Raw genomic sequence first — 13,784 nt, 5'->3', positions numbered from 1 at the left:
GCGTCAGCCCTTGACGGCGCCCTGGGTCAGGCCGGACACGATCTGGCGCTGGAAGAGCAGGACGAGGATGACCACCGGGATGGTCACGACGATGGCCGCGGCAGAGATCGCCCCTGTCGGCTCCTCGAACTGCGAGGCACCGGTGAAGAAGGCCAGCGCGGCCGGGACGGGACGGGCCCGGTCGGTCGAGGTGAGCGAGATGCCGTACACGAAGTCGTTCCACGCGATGAAGAAGGCGATCAGCGCCGTGGTGAACACACCCGGTGCGGCGAGCGGAATGATCGCCTTGCGGAAGGCCTGCCACGTGGTGGCGCCGTCCACCTGCGCCGCCTGCTCGAGCTCCCACGGGATCTGCCGGAAGAACGCGGCCAGCGTCCAGATCGAGATCGGCAGCGTCAGCGACAGGTACGGGATGATCAGGCCGAGCCAGGTGTCGTACAGGCCGATCTGGCGCCAGAGGTTGAACAGCGGCGTGACGATCGAGATCACGGGGAAGATCGAGACGCCCAGTGCCGTGAGCAGGACGACCCGCTTGCCCGGGAAGTCGAGCCTCGCGATCGCGTAGGCCGCCAGGGTGGCAAGGACGACGGCGATGCCCGTGGCGATCAGGCAGATGCCGACCGAGTTGCGCAGGGACGAGAGGAACAGCGTCTGCGCCGACCCGTCCGGGGCGAGGATCTGCTCGTAGTTCGTCGTCGACCAGGTCTTCGGCCAGAACGTCCCCAGGTTCAGCTGGCTGGGCAGCTTGAACGACGTCGCGAAGATCGAGACGACCGGGAAGAGCGCGTACGTGATCACGAAGACCGTGATGAGGCCCCAGCCCCACTTGGCCCGCGTCGACAGCTGCCTCATCAGCTCGCTCCCCTCGCGCCGCCTGCTAGATCGACCTTGAACAGCTTGATCGCAATCCAGCAGATCAGGATCACGCAGAGGAACAGGAGCACGGAGAGCGCCGAGCCGAGCCCGATCTCGAGGCGCCCGATGGAGGTGCGGTAGGTCAGGAGCGACAGCACCTCGGTGCCGTTCGCGCCGTTCGTCATGATGAACACGTTGTCGAAGATGCGGAACGCGTCCAGCGTGCGGAACAGCACGGCGACCATGATCGCGGCCTTCATGTTCGGCAGGACGACCCGCGTCAGACGCTGCCACCACGTGGCCCCGTCGACCTCGGCGGCCTCCTCGAGCTCGGTCGGCACCTGCGAGAGGCCGGCCAGCAGGAGGAGCGAGATGAACGGAGTCGTCTTCCAGATCTCGGACATGATGATGACGACCAGGCTGGTCCCCTGGGACGCGAACCAGTTGAGGTCCTCGCTGATTCCGGGCACCCAGGCGAACCAGTGGTTGATGAACCCTGAGTTGATGTCGAACGCGTAGAACCACGCGAACGCGGAGACGACCGTGATGATCCCGTACGGCACGAGGATCGCTGTGCGGAGCAGTCCTCGCAGGCTCTTGATCGCCCCGTGCATCACCAGCGCGAGCGCGAAGCCGAGGATCAGCTCGCACACCACCGTGATGACCGTGATGAACAGGGTGACGCCGAGGGCCTGCCAGAAGATCGGGTCCGTCAGCACGACCGCGTAGTTGCTCAGGCCGGCCCATCGCTTGTCGTCCGGCGCCGTGAGCCGGTAGTGGTACAGCGAGTCGAAGAAGGCCTGGATGATCGGGTAGAGGGTGACGGACAGCATGACCACGAACGCTGGTCCGGCGAGCAGCCAGCCGAGGCGGGCCTCGGACTTGGCCCGGTCGCTGCGCCCGGCCTTGGCCGCCGCGTCGCGCAGGTCAGGCGGCGCGCCTGAGGGCACCTGAGCCCGGACCGCCCCGGCTCCGGCCGACGCTGTGCTCATAGCAGCTGCTCCCCTCGAAGCACGGCAGTGATCAGATCGGTCGACTCCTTGGGCGTCGTGCCCGGGTTCACCGAGCTCGGCGGGTGCCAGGTCTGCTGCAGTCCCGTGGACACCTCGTTGTAATACGGGGTCTGCGGTCGCGGCGCCGCGAGCTCGAGCGACTCACGGATGACGTCCGCCATGGGGAACGCCTCCTTGACCGCCGGGTCGTCGTACGCCGTGGTGTTGGAGGGCGGGTTCCCGTTCGTCGCGAAGTACGTCGCCTGGTGCTCGGGGGTGACGATGCACTCCGCGGCCTGGAAGGCGAGGTCGACGTGCTTGCTGTAGGCACCGATGCCGAGGTTGATGCCTCCGTAGGGCGGCGCCGACTCCTGGTCCGCGGTCACCTGCGGGTACAGCGCCCAGCCGAAGTCGTCGAGCAGAGCCTGGGGGAACGTTCCGTCCTCGACGCCGGCCTTCGTGGCCGACCAGACGAACGGCCAGTTGACCATGAAGGAGCCCTTGTCACCCTGGAAGACGGAGAGCGAGGCTCCCTCGTCCTCCGTCGGAAGGCCCGGACCGCCGAGGTTCTCCTTGCCGATCGTGCCGATGATCGTCGCGGCGGCCTCTCCCGCCGGGCTGTCGAGGCCCAGCGTGATCTCGTCAGCCGGTGCCTCCGGGTTCTCGATGATCTGCCCGCCCGCCGAGGCCACGAGCGCGTTGATCCACACCGTCAGGGACTCGGCCTTGGTGCCCTGGACCGCGAGGTACTTGTCCTGGTCCTTGGCGGCCGTCATGATCTGGTCCCACGTCACCGGGGTCTTCGACGGGTCCAGGCCGGCCGCCGCAGCGACGCTCTTGCGGTACCAGAGCAGCTGCGTGTTCGCCCAGAACGGGACCGTGACGAGCTTGTCGTTCCACGTCGCACCCGCGAGGGCGCCCGCGACGACGTCCTTGCTGACCCGCTCCGCGACATCGTCCGGCACCGGCGCCAGGAACCCGGGCTCCGCCATCTCCGGGATGAACGGTGGGTCGAGACTCATGATGTCGATGGACGAGTCCGCCGCCGCGAGCCGCCGCGCGAGCTGCTCACGCTGCGCACTGGCGTCACGGGGAAGGACCGAGACCTCGAGCTTGTAGGCGCCGCCTGCTTGCTCGGTGCACTCCTTGGCGATGGCCGCCTGTCCGCCGTCGTCCGGGTTGATGTACCAGATGAGCTTCGGGGTGCCGGAACCCTCACCGGCACACGCCGCGAGCGGAGCCACAACGGCCAGGCCCACGACGAGAGCGAGAGCCCGAGAACGTCGTCTCACGAGAGTCCTCCGAACTGAGGCCGCGTCGCCTCACCTCCTTGGATACCCCTGCGGCCAGCCCACCGCCACCCGAAGTGTCCGATTCCTGCGTGCGCCGCGCGTGCCGGACCTGCGACGATGTCGCCGTGACCCGACCCACCACCCCCGCAGAAGCCTGGTCCGCCCTCCGCGCAGGCAACGAACGATTCGTCCGCGGTGAGATGCAGCACCCGTCCCAGGGAGTCGACCACCGGGCGGAGGTCAGCGTGGCTCAGCATCCGTTCGCGGTGATCTTCGGCTGCTCGGACTCACGCGTCGCAGCCGAGATCATCTTCGACCAGGGCCTCGGCGACGTGTTCGTGGTCCGCACCGCCGGCCACGTGCTCGACACCACGGTGATCGGGTCGATCGAGTACGGGGTCGACGTGCTCGGGGCCTCGCTGGTCGTGGTGCTCGGGCACGACAGCTGCGGAGCGGTCGCGGCCGCCACGAACGCGCTGACCACGGGCGAGCTGCCGACCGGCTTCGTGCGGGCGATCGTCGACCGCGTCATCCCGAGCATCGTCAACCTCGGCGGCGGCGGGCCTGGTGCGCTCGGGTCGCTGGACCCGGCGGTGCTCGGCCACGAGCACGTCCGCCACACGGTGCAGATGCTCCAGGGGTACTCGCGTTCGCTCGCCGAGTCCGTCACGTCGGGCCGGGTGGCGATCGTCGGAGTCGAGTACACGCTCGCCGACGGCACGGTCCACCTGACGGAGGCGGTCGGCGCGGTCTGAGCCCGGCTACGTCCGGGTTCGGCGCCCGACCGTGGCTGCGCCTAGGGCCACCACACGTCGTCCGGCCGCGGCAACGCGCCCGGCTCGTCGTCGTGGACGGTCTGCCTCTCGCGCCAGTAGGTCGAGCCGTCCGCCCGACGACCGAGGAGCCCGGCCTCGACGAGGTCCCTGCGCAGCCGGACCGGGTCGTCGGACACCTGCGCGATCCGGCCGGTGACCTCGCTCTCCGTGAGCCACTCGCCGGGGGCGAGCACGCGCGCCGCCAGGTGCTCGAGCACGAGCTCCCGGTCCGCAGTCCGCCGCGGAGCCCGGACCCAGCGGCCGTGGTCGAGGAATCGTTCGGCGGGGCACGTGTCGTCCACTCCTTGATGGTGCCAAGCGGTGGTCGGACCCGCCTCCGAGGTTCGTCACAGTCGTCTCGGCGCAACGCGCAGGTGCGGCAGGATGGGACGCATGACTGCTGAGTACCGCATCGAGCACGACACCATGGGTGAGGTCCGCGTCCCGGTCGACGCCCTGTACCGAGCGCAGACGCAGCGCGCCGTCGAGAACTTCCCGATCTCCGGCAACCGGCTCGAGCGTGGTCACATCGAGGCGCTCGCCCGCATCAAGAAGGCGGCCGCCCGCGCCAACGCCGAGCTCGGCGTCCTGGACGAGGACGTCGCCGAGGCGATCATGGCCGCCGCCGATAACGTGGCCTCCGGCGAGTACGACGGCGACTTCCCGATCGACGTCTACCAGACCGGCTCGGGCACGAGCTCGAACATGAACACCAACGAGGTCCTGGCGACGCTGGCCACCCGGCGGCTGGGCCGCGACGTGCACCCCAACGACCACGTCAACGCGTCGCAGTCCTCGAACGACGTGTTCCCGACCTCCGTGCACGTCGCCGCGACCGCCGGGGTCGTCCGCGATCTCGTTCCCGCGCTCGCGCACCTGGCGGAGGCCTTGGAGTCCAAGTCCGTGGAGTGGGCGGAGGTGGTCAAGTCCGGGCGCACGCACCTCATGGACGCGACCCCGGTCACCCTGGGCCAGGAGTTCGGCGGCTACGCGGCTGCCGTCCGGTACGGCATCGAGCGGCTCGAGTCGGCACTCCCCCGGGCTGCGGAGGTACCGCTCGGTGGGACCGCGGTCGGCACGGGCATCAACACCCCGGCCGGCTTCCCGCAGCGTGTCATCGAGCTGCTCCGGCAGGACACCGGCCTCCCGTTGACCGAGGCGCGCGACCACTTCGAGGCGCAGAGCGGTCGGGACGGGCTGGTCGAGCTGTCCGGTGCGTTGCGGACCATCGCGGTCAGCCTCACCAAGATCTGCAACGACCTGCGCTGGATGGGCTCCGGCCCGAACACGGGCCTCGGTGAGCTGGCGATCCCCGACCTGCAGCCCGGCTCGTCGATCATGCCGGGCAAGGTCAACCCCGTGATCCCCGAGGCGGTCCTGATGGTCGCCGCACGCGTCATCGGCAACGACGCCACCGTCGCGTGGGCCGGCGCGAGCGGTTCGTTCGAGCTGAACGTGCAGATCCCGGTGATCGCGGCGGGCGTGCTCGAGTCCATCCGCCTGCTCACGAACGCGTCCCGGCTCCTGGCCGACAAGACCGTGACGGGTCTGGTGGCCAACGTCGACCGCGCCCGCGAGCTCGCGGAGTCCTCGCCGTCGATCGTGACGCCGCTCAACCGCGTGATCGGCTACGAGGCGGCTGCGAAGATCGCCAAGCACGCCGTCAAGCAGGGCATCACCGTCCGCCAGGCCGTCATCGAGCTCGGCTTCGTCGAGCGGGGCGAGGTCACCGAGGAGCAGCTGGACTCCGCCCTCGACGTGCTCAGCATGACGCGCCCGCCCAGCTGAGCCAGCGTCGACGCCGCTGATGTGCGGCGCGCACAGACCACAGGGCCCCGTCTCCGCGTGGGAGGACCGGGCCCTGTCGTCTGGACGACGCTCTACGCCTGGACGGAAGCCTCCGGAACGGGAACCGCTGCGGCGACGGGTGCCTCGTGGTGGGTCCGGCCGCCCTTCATCGCGATGCTGGCGACGAACCCGAGGATGAGCACGACGACCGTGGCGAGGATCGTCTGCGATGCGGCGGTGGCGAACCCGGAGTGCACCGCCGCCGTCGCAGCCGCCTGGATCTGCGCCGCGACGTCTGCCGGCACCGAGTCGGGGAGCTTCATACCGCCCGCCGAACCGTTGGCGAACGCCCCGCCCGCGTTCGCGAACCCGTCGACGAAGGTCTGCCTGACGTCCTCGGGGAGGTTGGCTGCCTGGTCCCGCGCCGCGGCCGGGATGGTGACGGCAAGGCGCGAGGTCAGCAGCGCGACGATGACGGCCGAGCCGATGACGCCACCGATCTGCCGCGTCGTGTTGAAGGCGCCAGCCCCGGCACCCGCGGTCCGCTGGTCCAGGCCCGACGTCGCCAGCGACGCCAGCGGGGAGAAGAGGCAGCCGATGCCGACGCCGAACAGCACGTTGGGCAGCACGATGTGCCAGATCGGCACGCCGGGCTCGATCGCGATCGCGATGAAGAACACGGAGATCGCGACGAGGAGGAACCCGGTGGCGACGACCCACTTGGCGGCGATCCGGTCGGAGAGCCGACCTGCGAACGGCGCGACGACCCCAGACACGAGCGATCCGGGCAGTCCGACGAGGGCGGCGTGCAGCGGGCTGAGGCCGAGGACCTCCTGCAGGAAGAGCGTCAGCGGGAAGAAGATGCCGGTGAGCCCGAAGGTGACCGCGGCGCCCGCTACGTTGGACAGCGAGAAGTTGCGGCTGTGGAACAGGGACAGCGGCAGGAGCGCGTCGGCCTTGAGGTGGCGCTGCCACAGCACGAACCCGACGAGCACCACGACGCCGGCGCCGATCACGCTCCAGACCGTGATCGGGCCCGTGATGGTGCCCCAGTCGTAGGTTGCGCCCTCCTGGATGCCGAAGACGAGCAGGAACATGCCTCCCACGGAGAGCAGCACGCCGAGGAGGTCGAAGGTCCGGTTGGCTGTCGGCAAGGTGGGCAGGCGCGTGCTGGCGAACCACAGCGCCACGACGGCGACCGGGATGTTGATGTAGAAGATCCACTCCCAGCCCGCCGACTGGACGAGGATGCCGCCCAGCACCGGGCCCGCGATCGTCGCGACACCCGCGACGGCGCCCCAGACGCCCAGGGCGGCACCGCGCTTCTGCGGCGGGAAGACGCGGGTGATCATCGACATGGTCTGCGGGGTCATGAGCGCCGCGCCGATGCCCTGGACGGCACGTGCCGCGATCAGCAGGCCGATGGTGCCCGAGAGGCCGCACGCGAGCGATGCCAGCGTGAACACGACCAGCCCGAGCATGAAGACGGGACGCGGGCCGAACCGGTCGCCGAGCCGGCCGGTCACCAGCAGCAGGGTGGCGAACGTGAGGAGGTAGGCGCTGTTGACCCAGCCGACCGCTGTGAGGTCCGCGTCGAACGCGGTGATCAACGACGGGATGGCGATGTTCACGATCGTGGTGTCCACCATGATCATGAAGAAGCCGAGGCAGAGCGCGGGCAGGATGCTCCACGGGCTGCGCCCGTGCAGGTCGACGAGTGCCGTCGGGGACTCAGTGGTCATGGGGGTGTCCTTGGTGGTGGCAGTGCGAGGTGTGGACGAAAGGGCGGTCGCCGGTTCGACTATGTCGTAGGGGTCTGACAGACGGTCAGCTGGTGGCGAGCCTCCGCGAACCCCTGGGGGAACGGCTGGTCCCACTCGAGCGCGTCGGCACGCAGCTCGTCGAGCGTGCGGTCCAGCCACGCGATCTGCGCTCCCAGAATCGCGATGTCGTGCTCGATGTCCAGGAGGTAGCGACGAGGGAGCCCGAGCGACGTCACCTGGTCGTACGCCGTCCGCAGCAGCGTCGCTCGCTCCGACTCACGGGTGCGGCGACGCGTGAGTTGCTCGATCACGGTCTCCGCGGGGACCTCGTGGGCCTCTGCGATCCCGACGGAGAAGAGCGGGTAGGACGGGTGGTCGTCACCGAGGAACGAGGAGATGCGCGCGACCAGCGCCGATCGACCCGCGTCCGTGATCCGGTAGCTCGTCCGCTCGGGCCGGTTGCCCGAGCGCTCGGTCCCGGCGACCTCGACGAGCCCCTCCTTTTCGAGCTTCTCGATGCCGTGGTAGACCGCGCCGGCGTTGACGCGGACGAGCCGCGTGTCCCCGCGCTCCACCAGGTTCTGGTGCACCTGGTAGGGGTGCATGGGTCGCTCGTTGAGCAGCGCCAGGATCAGCACGGCGACTGCCGAGAGCGCACCGATCGCCATCTCCAGATCCTCCCGTTCGACTATTCCAGTCGGAATATAACCACGGGAAGACGGGTCGACGCAACAACGCCCGGGCCCCTGAGGGTGCCCGGGCGTCGTGCGGCGGATCTCAGACCTCGATGCCCTCCAACAGCTCGGTGACCAGGGCGGCGACGGGCGACCGCTCCGAGCGCGTGAGCGTCACGTGGGCGAACAGCGGGTGGCCCTTGAGCGCCTCGATCACTGCGGCGACACCGTCGTGCCGGCCGACGCGCAGGTTGTCGCGCTGAGCGACGTCGTGCGTCATGACGACCCGTGAGCTCTGGCCGATGCGGGACAGGACCGTCAGCAGCACGTTGCGCTCGAGCGACTGAGCCTCGTCGACGATCACGAACGCGTCGTGCAGCGAGCGGCCCCGGATGTGGGTCAGCGGCAGGACCTCGAGGATGTCGCGGTCCATGATCTCCTCGACGACCTCCTTGCTGACCAGCGCCCCGAGCGTGTCGAAGACCGCCTGAGCCCACGGGTTCATCTTCTCGTCGGCGCCACCGGGCAGGTAGCCGAGGTCCTGCCCACCCACCGCGTACAGCGGCCTGAAGACCATGACCTTGCGGTGCTGACGGCGCTCCAGCACGGCCTCGAGGCCGGCGCACAGGGCGAGGGCGGACTTCCCCGTCCCGGCGCTGCCGCCGAGGGAGACGATGCCGATCTCCTCGTCGAGGAGCAGGTCGATCGCGATGCGCTGCTCGGCACTGCGACCGTGCAGACCGAACACGTCACGGTCCCCGCGCACGAGCTGCACGTGCTTGTCTGCGGTGACGCGACCGAGCGCCGACCCGCGCGGGCTGTGCAGCACCAACCCTGTGTGGCAGGGCAGGTCGTTCGGGTTGGTGCTGGCCATCGACGTGGGCGCGAACCCGGTGGCCACGTCCGCGAGCGCGACCGACTCGTGCTCCCAGAGCGCCGACATCTGGCCTTCGGCGAGGTCGAGCGAGTCCATCCCGGTCCAGCCCGAGTCCACGGCCAGCTCGGCGCGGTACTCCTCCGCCCGCAGGCCGCACGCCGACGCCTTGACGCGCATCGGCAGGTCCTTGGAGACGACCGTGACGTCGTGACCCTCCGTGGCGAGGTTGGCCGCCACCGCGAGGATCTTCGTGTCGTTGTCGCTGAGCCGGAAGCCTGCCGGCAGGACGGTGAGGTCGGTGTGGTTCAGCTCGACGGTGAGCGTGCCGCCCTCGTCGCTGATCGGGATCGGGACGTCGAGGCGGCCGTGCTCGACGCGCAGGTCGTCGAGCATGCGCAGTGCCGACCGGGCGAAGTAGCCGAGCTCCGCGTGGTGGCGTTTGGCTTCGAGCTCCGTGATGACGACGACGGGGAGGACCACGTCGTGCTCCGCGAACCGCAGGATCGCCCGCGGGTCCGACAGGAGGACCGAGGTGTCGAGCACGTGCATCCTGCGGCCATCCGTCTCCTCGACGGACTCGGGGGTGTTGTGCACCTTGTTCACCACGGCAGGCTCCCTCTGGCGCTAGGTGCGCCGAGACGAGCACCGGACACCGGAGTTCCTGCGTCCGGGAGGGGACCCGGGACACGAGCAGGACCGATGTACGGCGACGGGATGGGGGCGGTCGGCCCCTCCGGAGAGGGTGGGCCGGATCCGGCCCTCCTCCCGGAGCGAGTGCTCCATGGGCTGACCTCCCGGGACAACGGTCGCTGTCCTCTACGGCGGAAACTACCCCGCGAACGCCCGTGTCCAGCCCGACACGCGACAATGTCACACGGTGTTCACGTCGGACCTGTCGTCCTGCGGTTCGCCCCGGTGCCGCCCTAGCGACCCATCCGGCGCTCTCGGGCCGCGTACGCCCGGACGGCGCGCAGGAAGTCGACGCGTCTGAAGTCCGGCCAGTAGGCCTCGCAGAAGTAGAACTCCGAGTGCGCGCTCTGCCACAGCAGGAACCCGCCGAGCCGCTGCTCGCCCGACGTGCGGATCACGAGCTCAGGGTCCGGCTGGCCCTTCGTGTACAGCCGGTCGGCGATGTGCCCCATGTCGAAGTCCTCGGCCAGCTCGTCCAGGCTCGACCCCGCGTCCGCGTGCTCGCGCAGGAACGCGCGGACGGCGTCGGCGATCTCGCGCCGCCCGCCGTACCCCACCGCGACGTTCACGTGCAGACCGACCACACCTGCGGTCGCGTCCTGGGCGGCGACGAGCGCCTTCGAGGTGTGGTCCGGCAGCATGTCGAGCGCGCCGACGGCCTGGACACGCCATCGTCCGGTGGCCGCAAGCTCGCCGACGACGTCCTCGATGATCGCCAGCAGGGGTTCGAGCTCGTCGGACGCTCGCTCCAGGTTGTCCGTCGACAGGAGCCAGAGCGTGACCACCTCGACGCCGATGTCCTCGCTCCACTCGAGCAGGTCGGAGATCTTGTCGCCGCCCGCTCGGTGCCCGTGCGCGGTCGACCCGCCGACGCTGCGCGCCCAGCGCCGGTTCCCGTCGAGGATGACCCCGACGTGCCGCGGGATGCCCTCCGCCGGGAGCGAGGCTGCCAGCCGGCGCTCGTACAACCCGTAGAGCGGGTGGGGCAGGCGCACGCGCGCTCCTTCGTTGCGTTCAGGTTCGGCGGTCGTCGGCCGTGCATCGTCAGGGCCGGACCCGCACACGCTACTCGCTCGAAACGTCGTCGTCCCGGGCCATTCGGAGGGATGATCAGGGTCGGTCGACACCGCAACCTACGGTGCCGTAACCTACGCAGTCGTAAGTTACGTCTGACGAAACGAGAACCGCTCCATGAGCTCCTCCCCCGCACCCACCTCGGGCTCGTCCGACGCACTGCAGTCCGTACCGCTGACCGAGTCCGTCGCCGACCAGATCAAGCCCCACCTGCGCGGCTGGATCCACCTCGGCGTCACTCCGCTCGTGGTCGTCGCGTCGATCGTCCTGGTGGTGCTCTCCCCGACGGCCAGCGCCAAGTGGTCCTGCGCCGTCTTCGGGGTCACGGCGATCATGCTCTTCGGCACGAGCGCCCTCTACCACCGGGGCCGCTGGTCACCGAGGACGGCCGCGGTCCTCCGGCGGCTCGACCACACCAACATCTTCCTGATCATCGCCGGGACCTACACGCCGCTGTCGATCCTGCTCCTGCCGGCCACGACCGCCCGCGTCCTGCTGATCGTCGTCTGGTCCGGTGCGCTCGTCGGTCTGCTCGCGCGGGTCTTCTGGCTCGGTGCGCCGCGCTGGGTCTACGTCCCGGTGTACGTCGCGCTCGGCTGGGTGGCCGTCTGGTTCTTCCCGTCGTTCTACCGCTCGGGCGGACCGTGGATCGTGTTCTGGATCGCCTTCGGCGGGCTCGCGTACACGCTCGGAGCGGTGGTGTACGGCATGAAGCGGCCGAACCCGAGCCCCCGGTGGTTCGGTTTCCACGAGGTGTTCCACGTGCTGACGGTCGTCGGCTACGGAAGCCACTACATCGCGGTGTCGATGGCCTCGTACTCGTCCTGACGGCCCTCAGGCCCCGGCCTGGTCGACGGGTACGACGGTGTACCGGCGGTTCGCCAGGGACGGGTTCTGCCGACGGACCGAGAGCATGGCCTCACCGTCGATGTCCACGGTGCGCACGGTGGGTTGGTCGTCGAACTCGAGCCCCACGACGCCGTCGGGACCTACGACGAGCGACCGCCCCACCACCCCGCGCCCGGCCTGACCGACGCCGACGACGGTCGCGGTGTTCTCGATCGCGCGAGCCACCGCGAGCGCACGCCAGTGCATCGCCTTGAGCTCCCCGTCGGCCCACGCCGCGGGGACCACGATGACCTGCGCGCCCGCGTCGACCAGGCGTCGTGCCGACTCCGGGAACCGGAGGTCGTAGCAGGTCATCACCCCGAACGACAGGCCGCCCACCTCGAGCACCAGCGGTGGCGCGTCTGCGGGTCCGGCCGTGAGGCGGTCCGATTCCCGCTGGCCGAACGCGTCGTAGAGGTGGACCTTGCGGTACAGCCCGACGAGCTCACCCGAGCCGTCGACCGCCACGACCGCGTTCACGCCGTGCTGCGGGTCAGGACCCGGGAGCGTCGTCCCGGCGAGCACCGCGACCCCGGTCTTGGCCGCACGCTCGCGCAGCATCGTCACGAACTGCCCCGACAGCGGCTCCGCGTGCTCGGGACCCACACCCCGCGGGTCGAACCCCGAGGCGTACTCCGGCAGCACGAGCAGGTCGGAGCGACGGCCGGCCGCGAGCTTGAACGCGTCGCCGACGATCTCGCGGTTGGTCCCGTGGTCCGCGCTGACCTCGAGCTGCGCGATCGTGACGCGCACGGCGGGCCGCTCAGGAGGCGTGCTCACCGGGACCGTCCCGCGGTCATCGCGACGGCCTCGGCTGCTCGCCGTCGGGGTCGTCGAACACCACGGGGACGTCCGCGTCGACCTCCGAGTCGGGTCCGGCCGCGCCTGCGTCGATCAGCCCGACGTCGAGGTGCGGACCGCCGTCGAACGGGTCGCCCTCCTCCTCGTCGAGGCCGAGCTGCTTGGCGCGGCGGTCGACCCGGCGCATCTGCTTGGTCAGCGACAGGAACAAGAACACGGCCGCGATCGCCACCAGGAACGTGAACACGAAGCCGAGGAACCCGGGCGAGCCCGCCTGGGTCGGGTCGATCGACACGTCCGTCGGTGACGGGCTGGGCTCGACCAGCAGGTGGATCACGAGGCGCCGTCCCGCAGCCCTGCGAACAGGTCGTCCTCCGGGAGATTCGTGGGCACCCGTGACTGCGCGAGCTCGTACTCCTCGGTGGACCAGCGGGCGAGCTCGACCTCGCGCGGCATCGCGAAGAAGAAGCCCTCCGGGTCGATCTGGGTGGCGTGCGCCCGCAGCGCCGCGTCGCGCTGCTCGAAGTAGGCACCGGCCTCGATCCGGGTCGTGATCTCGCGCTCGGGAACCCCGCGGGCCTCGCGCGAGTCGATCCACTCGCCGAACGGTGACTCACGGCCCGCGTCGAGCAGGGCCTCGTGGACCGCGCGCATGCGCACGAGCGAGAAACCGCCGTTGTAGTAGAGCTTCAACGGGTTCCAGGGTTCCCCCTGGCCGACGTAGCGCTCAGGGTCACCGGCCGCTTCGAACGCCTCGACGGAGACCTTGTGGCACATGATGTGGTCGGGGTGCGGGTAACCGCCGTTCTCGTCGTACGTGGTCATCACGTGCGGCTTGAACGAGCGCACCAGCTCGACGAGCGGCGCCGCAGCCTCCTCGAGCGGCACCAGCGCGAAGCAGCCCTCAGGCAGCGGAGGCAACGGGTCACCCTCCGGCAGACCGGAGTCGACGAAGCCGAGCCAGTGGTGCCGGACGCCGAGCGCCTCAGCAGCGGCGGCCATCTCCTCACGCCGAAGCGCCTGCATCCCCTCGATCCCGCCAGGGACCTCGCCATAGCTCGGGTTCAGCACGTCTCCGCGCTCGCCGCCCGTGCAGGAGACGACCAGGACGTCGACACCCTCGGCGGCGTACTTCGCGGTGGTGGCCGCGCCCTTGCTCGACTCGTCGTCGGGGTGGGCGTGCACCGCCATCAGGCGCAGCCGCTCTCCAGTCACCGTCGGGCCTCCCCTGGGTCCGCCCGCCGGGGCTCGGCGTGGGCGCGTGGTTGGACGAGA

The 13,784-nt window shown here is 70.0% G+C and carries 14 protein-coding genes; 3 read left to right on the top strand and 11 right to left on the bottom strand.

Annotation, left to right across the window (positions count from 1 at the left end; all coding sequences use genetic code 11):
- Nucleotides 1–3: 3 nt before the first annotated feature.
- Genes N553_RS0116060 through N553_RS0116050 form a run of 3 tightly spaced genes read right to left on the bottom strand, consistent with a single transcriptional unit; the run spans nucleotide 4 to nucleotide 3,139 of the window.
- Nucleotides 4–852, bottom strand: a complete 849-nt coding sequence (locus tag N553_RS0116060) for a carbohydrate ABC transporter permease (protein ID WP_028047379.1) — start codon at nucleotides 850–852, stop codon at nucleotides 4–6.
- Entirely contained in the window at nucleotides 852–1,847 is a 996-nt protein-coding gene (locus N553_RS0116055; protein WP_081844698.1) for a carbohydrate ABC transporter permease, read from the bottom strand. Before N553_RS0116055 ends, N553_RS0116060 begins: the two co-directional genes overlap by 1 nt.
- A complete protein-coding gene (locus N553_RS0116050) occupies nucleotides 1,844–3,139 on the bottom strand; it encodes an extracellular solute-binding protein (RefSeq protein ID WP_028047377.1) in 1,296 nt (431 codons plus the stop codon). Before N553_RS0116050 ends, N553_RS0116055 begins: the two co-directional genes overlap by 4 nt.
- A gap of 125 nt (nucleotides 3,140–3,264) precedes the next feature.
- Between N553_RS0116050 and N553_RS0116045 the strand changes: the two genes are divergently transcribed.
- The gene (locus N553_RS0116045) at nucleotides 3,265–3,894 is read left to right on the top strand and encodes a carbonic anhydrase (RefSeq protein WP_028047376.1); all 630 of its coding nucleotides are present in this window, start codon (nucleotides 3,265–3,267) and stop codon (nucleotides 3,892–3,894) included.
- A 41-nt stretch (nucleotides 3,895–3,935) separates the two neighbouring features.
- On the opposite strand, the gene N553_RS0116040 is transcribed toward N553_RS0116045, so the two are convergent.
- Nucleotides 3,936–4,256: a DUF2087 domain-containing protein gene (locus tag N553_RS0116040; protein ID WP_028047375.1), complete on the bottom strand. Its 321-nt coding sequence runs from the start codon at nucleotides 4,254–4,256 to the stop codon at nucleotides 3,936–3,938.
- 91 nt (nucleotides 4,257–4,347) lie between these two features.
- Here N553_RS0116040 and N553_RS0116035 point away from each other — a divergent pair, with 91 nt between their 5' ends.
- On the top strand, nucleotides 4,348–5,742 hold the full coding sequence (locus tag N553_RS0116035) for a class II fumarate hydratase (protein ID WP_081844696.1): 1,395 nt from the start codon (nucleotides 4,348–4,350) through the stop codon (nucleotides 5,740–5,742).
- Between the two features lie 92 nt (nucleotides 5,743–5,834).
- Here N553_RS0116035 and N553_RS0116030 read toward each other — a convergent pair whose 3' ends face one another.
- The 4 genes from N553_RS0116030 to N553_RS0116015 form a co-directional block, all read right to left on the bottom strand.
- Nucleotides 5,835–7,484, bottom strand: coding sequence for a DHA2 family efflux MFS transporter permease subunit (locus tag N553_RS0116030; RefSeq protein ID WP_028047373.1), 1,650 nt, complete (start codon nucleotides 7,482–7,484; stop codon nucleotides 5,835–5,837).
- 59 nt (nucleotides 7,485–7,543) lie between these two features.
- Nucleotides 7,544–8,173: a PadR family transcriptional regulator gene (locus tag N553_RS23130; protein WP_034622895.1), complete on the bottom strand. Its 630-nt coding sequence runs from the start codon at nucleotides 8,171–8,173 to the stop codon at nucleotides 7,544–7,546.
- 109 nt (nucleotides 8,174–8,282) lie between these two features.
- On the bottom strand, nucleotides 8,283–9,605 hold the full coding sequence (locus tag N553_RS0116020; RefSeq protein ID WP_081844721.1) for a PhoH family protein: 1,323 nt from the start codon (nucleotides 9,603–9,605) through the stop codon (nucleotides 8,283–8,285).
- 374 nt (nucleotides 9,606–9,979) lie between these two features.
- A complete protein-coding gene (locus N553_RS0116015; protein WP_028047371.1) occupies nucleotides 9,980–10,741 on the bottom strand; it encodes an isoprenyl transferase in 762 nt (253 codons plus the stop codon).
- Between the two features lie 196 nt (nucleotides 10,742–10,937).
- Here N553_RS0116015 and N553_RS0116010 point away from each other — a divergent pair, with 196 nt between their 5' ends.
- Nucleotides 10,938–11,648 (top strand): hemolysin III family protein, encoded by a 711-nt coding sequence (locus N553_RS0116010; RefSeq protein WP_028047370.1) that lies wholly within the window; start codon nucleotides 10,938–10,940, stop codon nucleotides 11,646–11,648.
- 6 nt (nucleotides 11,649–11,654) lie between these two features.
- Here the strand turns inward: N553_RS0116010 and N553_RS0116005 are convergent, their stop codons facing one another.
- Genes N553_RS0116005 through mca form a run of 3 tightly spaced genes read right to left on the bottom strand, consistent with a single transcriptional unit; the run spans nucleotide 11,655 to nucleotide 13,700 of the window.
- A complete protein-coding gene (locus N553_RS0116005) occupies nucleotides 11,655–12,488 on the bottom strand; it encodes a carbon-nitrogen hydrolase family protein (protein ID WP_028047369.1) in 834 nt (277 codons plus the stop codon).
- Nucleotides 12,489–12,504: 16 nt separating this feature from the next.
- Entirely contained in the window at nucleotides 12,505–12,846 is a 342-nt protein-coding gene (locus tag N553_RS23125; protein WP_034622883.1) for a hypothetical protein, read from the bottom strand.
- Nucleotides 12,843–13,700 (bottom strand): mycothiol conjugate amidase Mca, encoded by an 858-nt coding sequence (mca, locus tag N553_RS0115995; protein WP_081844695.1) that lies wholly within the window; start codon nucleotides 13,698–13,700, stop codon nucleotides 12,843–12,845. Before mca ends, N553_RS23125 begins: the two co-directional genes overlap by 4 nt.
- Nucleotides 13,701–13,784: the final 84 nt, after the last annotated feature.

Origin of the sequence: Cellulomonas sp. URHE0023 (assembly GCF_000688475.1) — a bacterium.
Lineage (GTDB): Bacteria > Actinomycetota > Actinomycetes > Actinomycetales > Cellulomonadaceae > Cellulomonas.
Note: the sequence above shows the minus strand (reverse complement) of the source record. Positions and strands in the feature narration are given on the sequence as shown.

Bases quoted from the DNA above. Each gene is read 5' to 3' on its own strand.
- N553_RS23130 (WP_034622895.1), bottom strand. From the start codon at position 8,173: ATGGCGATCGGTGCGCTCTCGGCAGTCGCCGTGCTGATCCTGGCGCTG.
- N553_RS0116010 (WP_028047370.1), top strand. From the start codon at position 10,938: ATGAGCTCCTCCCCCGCACCCACCTCGGGCTCGTCCGACGCACTGCAG.
- N553_RS0116020 (WP_081844721.1), bottom strand. From the start codon at position 9,605: ATGCACGTGCTCGACACCTCGGTCCTCCTGTCGGACCCGCGGGCGATC.
- N553_RS0116055 (WP_081844698.1), bottom strand. From the start codon at position 1,847: ATGAGCACAGCGTCGGCCGGAGCCGGGGCGGTCCGGGCTCAGGTGCCC.
- N553_RS0116035 (WP_081844696.1), top strand. From the start codon at position 4,348: ATGACTGCTGAGTACCGCATCGAGCACGACACCATGGGTGAGGTCCGC.
- N553_RS0116030 (WP_028047373.1), bottom strand. From the start codon at position 7,484: ATGACCACTGAGTCCCCGACGGCACTCGTCGACCTGCACGGGCGCAGC.
- N553_RS0116060 (WP_028047379.1), bottom strand. From the start codon at position 852: ATGAGGCAGCTGTCGACGCGGGCCAAGTGGGGCTGGGGCCTCATCACG.
- mca (WP_081844695.1), bottom strand. From the start codon at position 13,700: ATGGCGGTGCACGCCCACCCCGACGACGAGTCGAGCAAGGGCGCGGCC.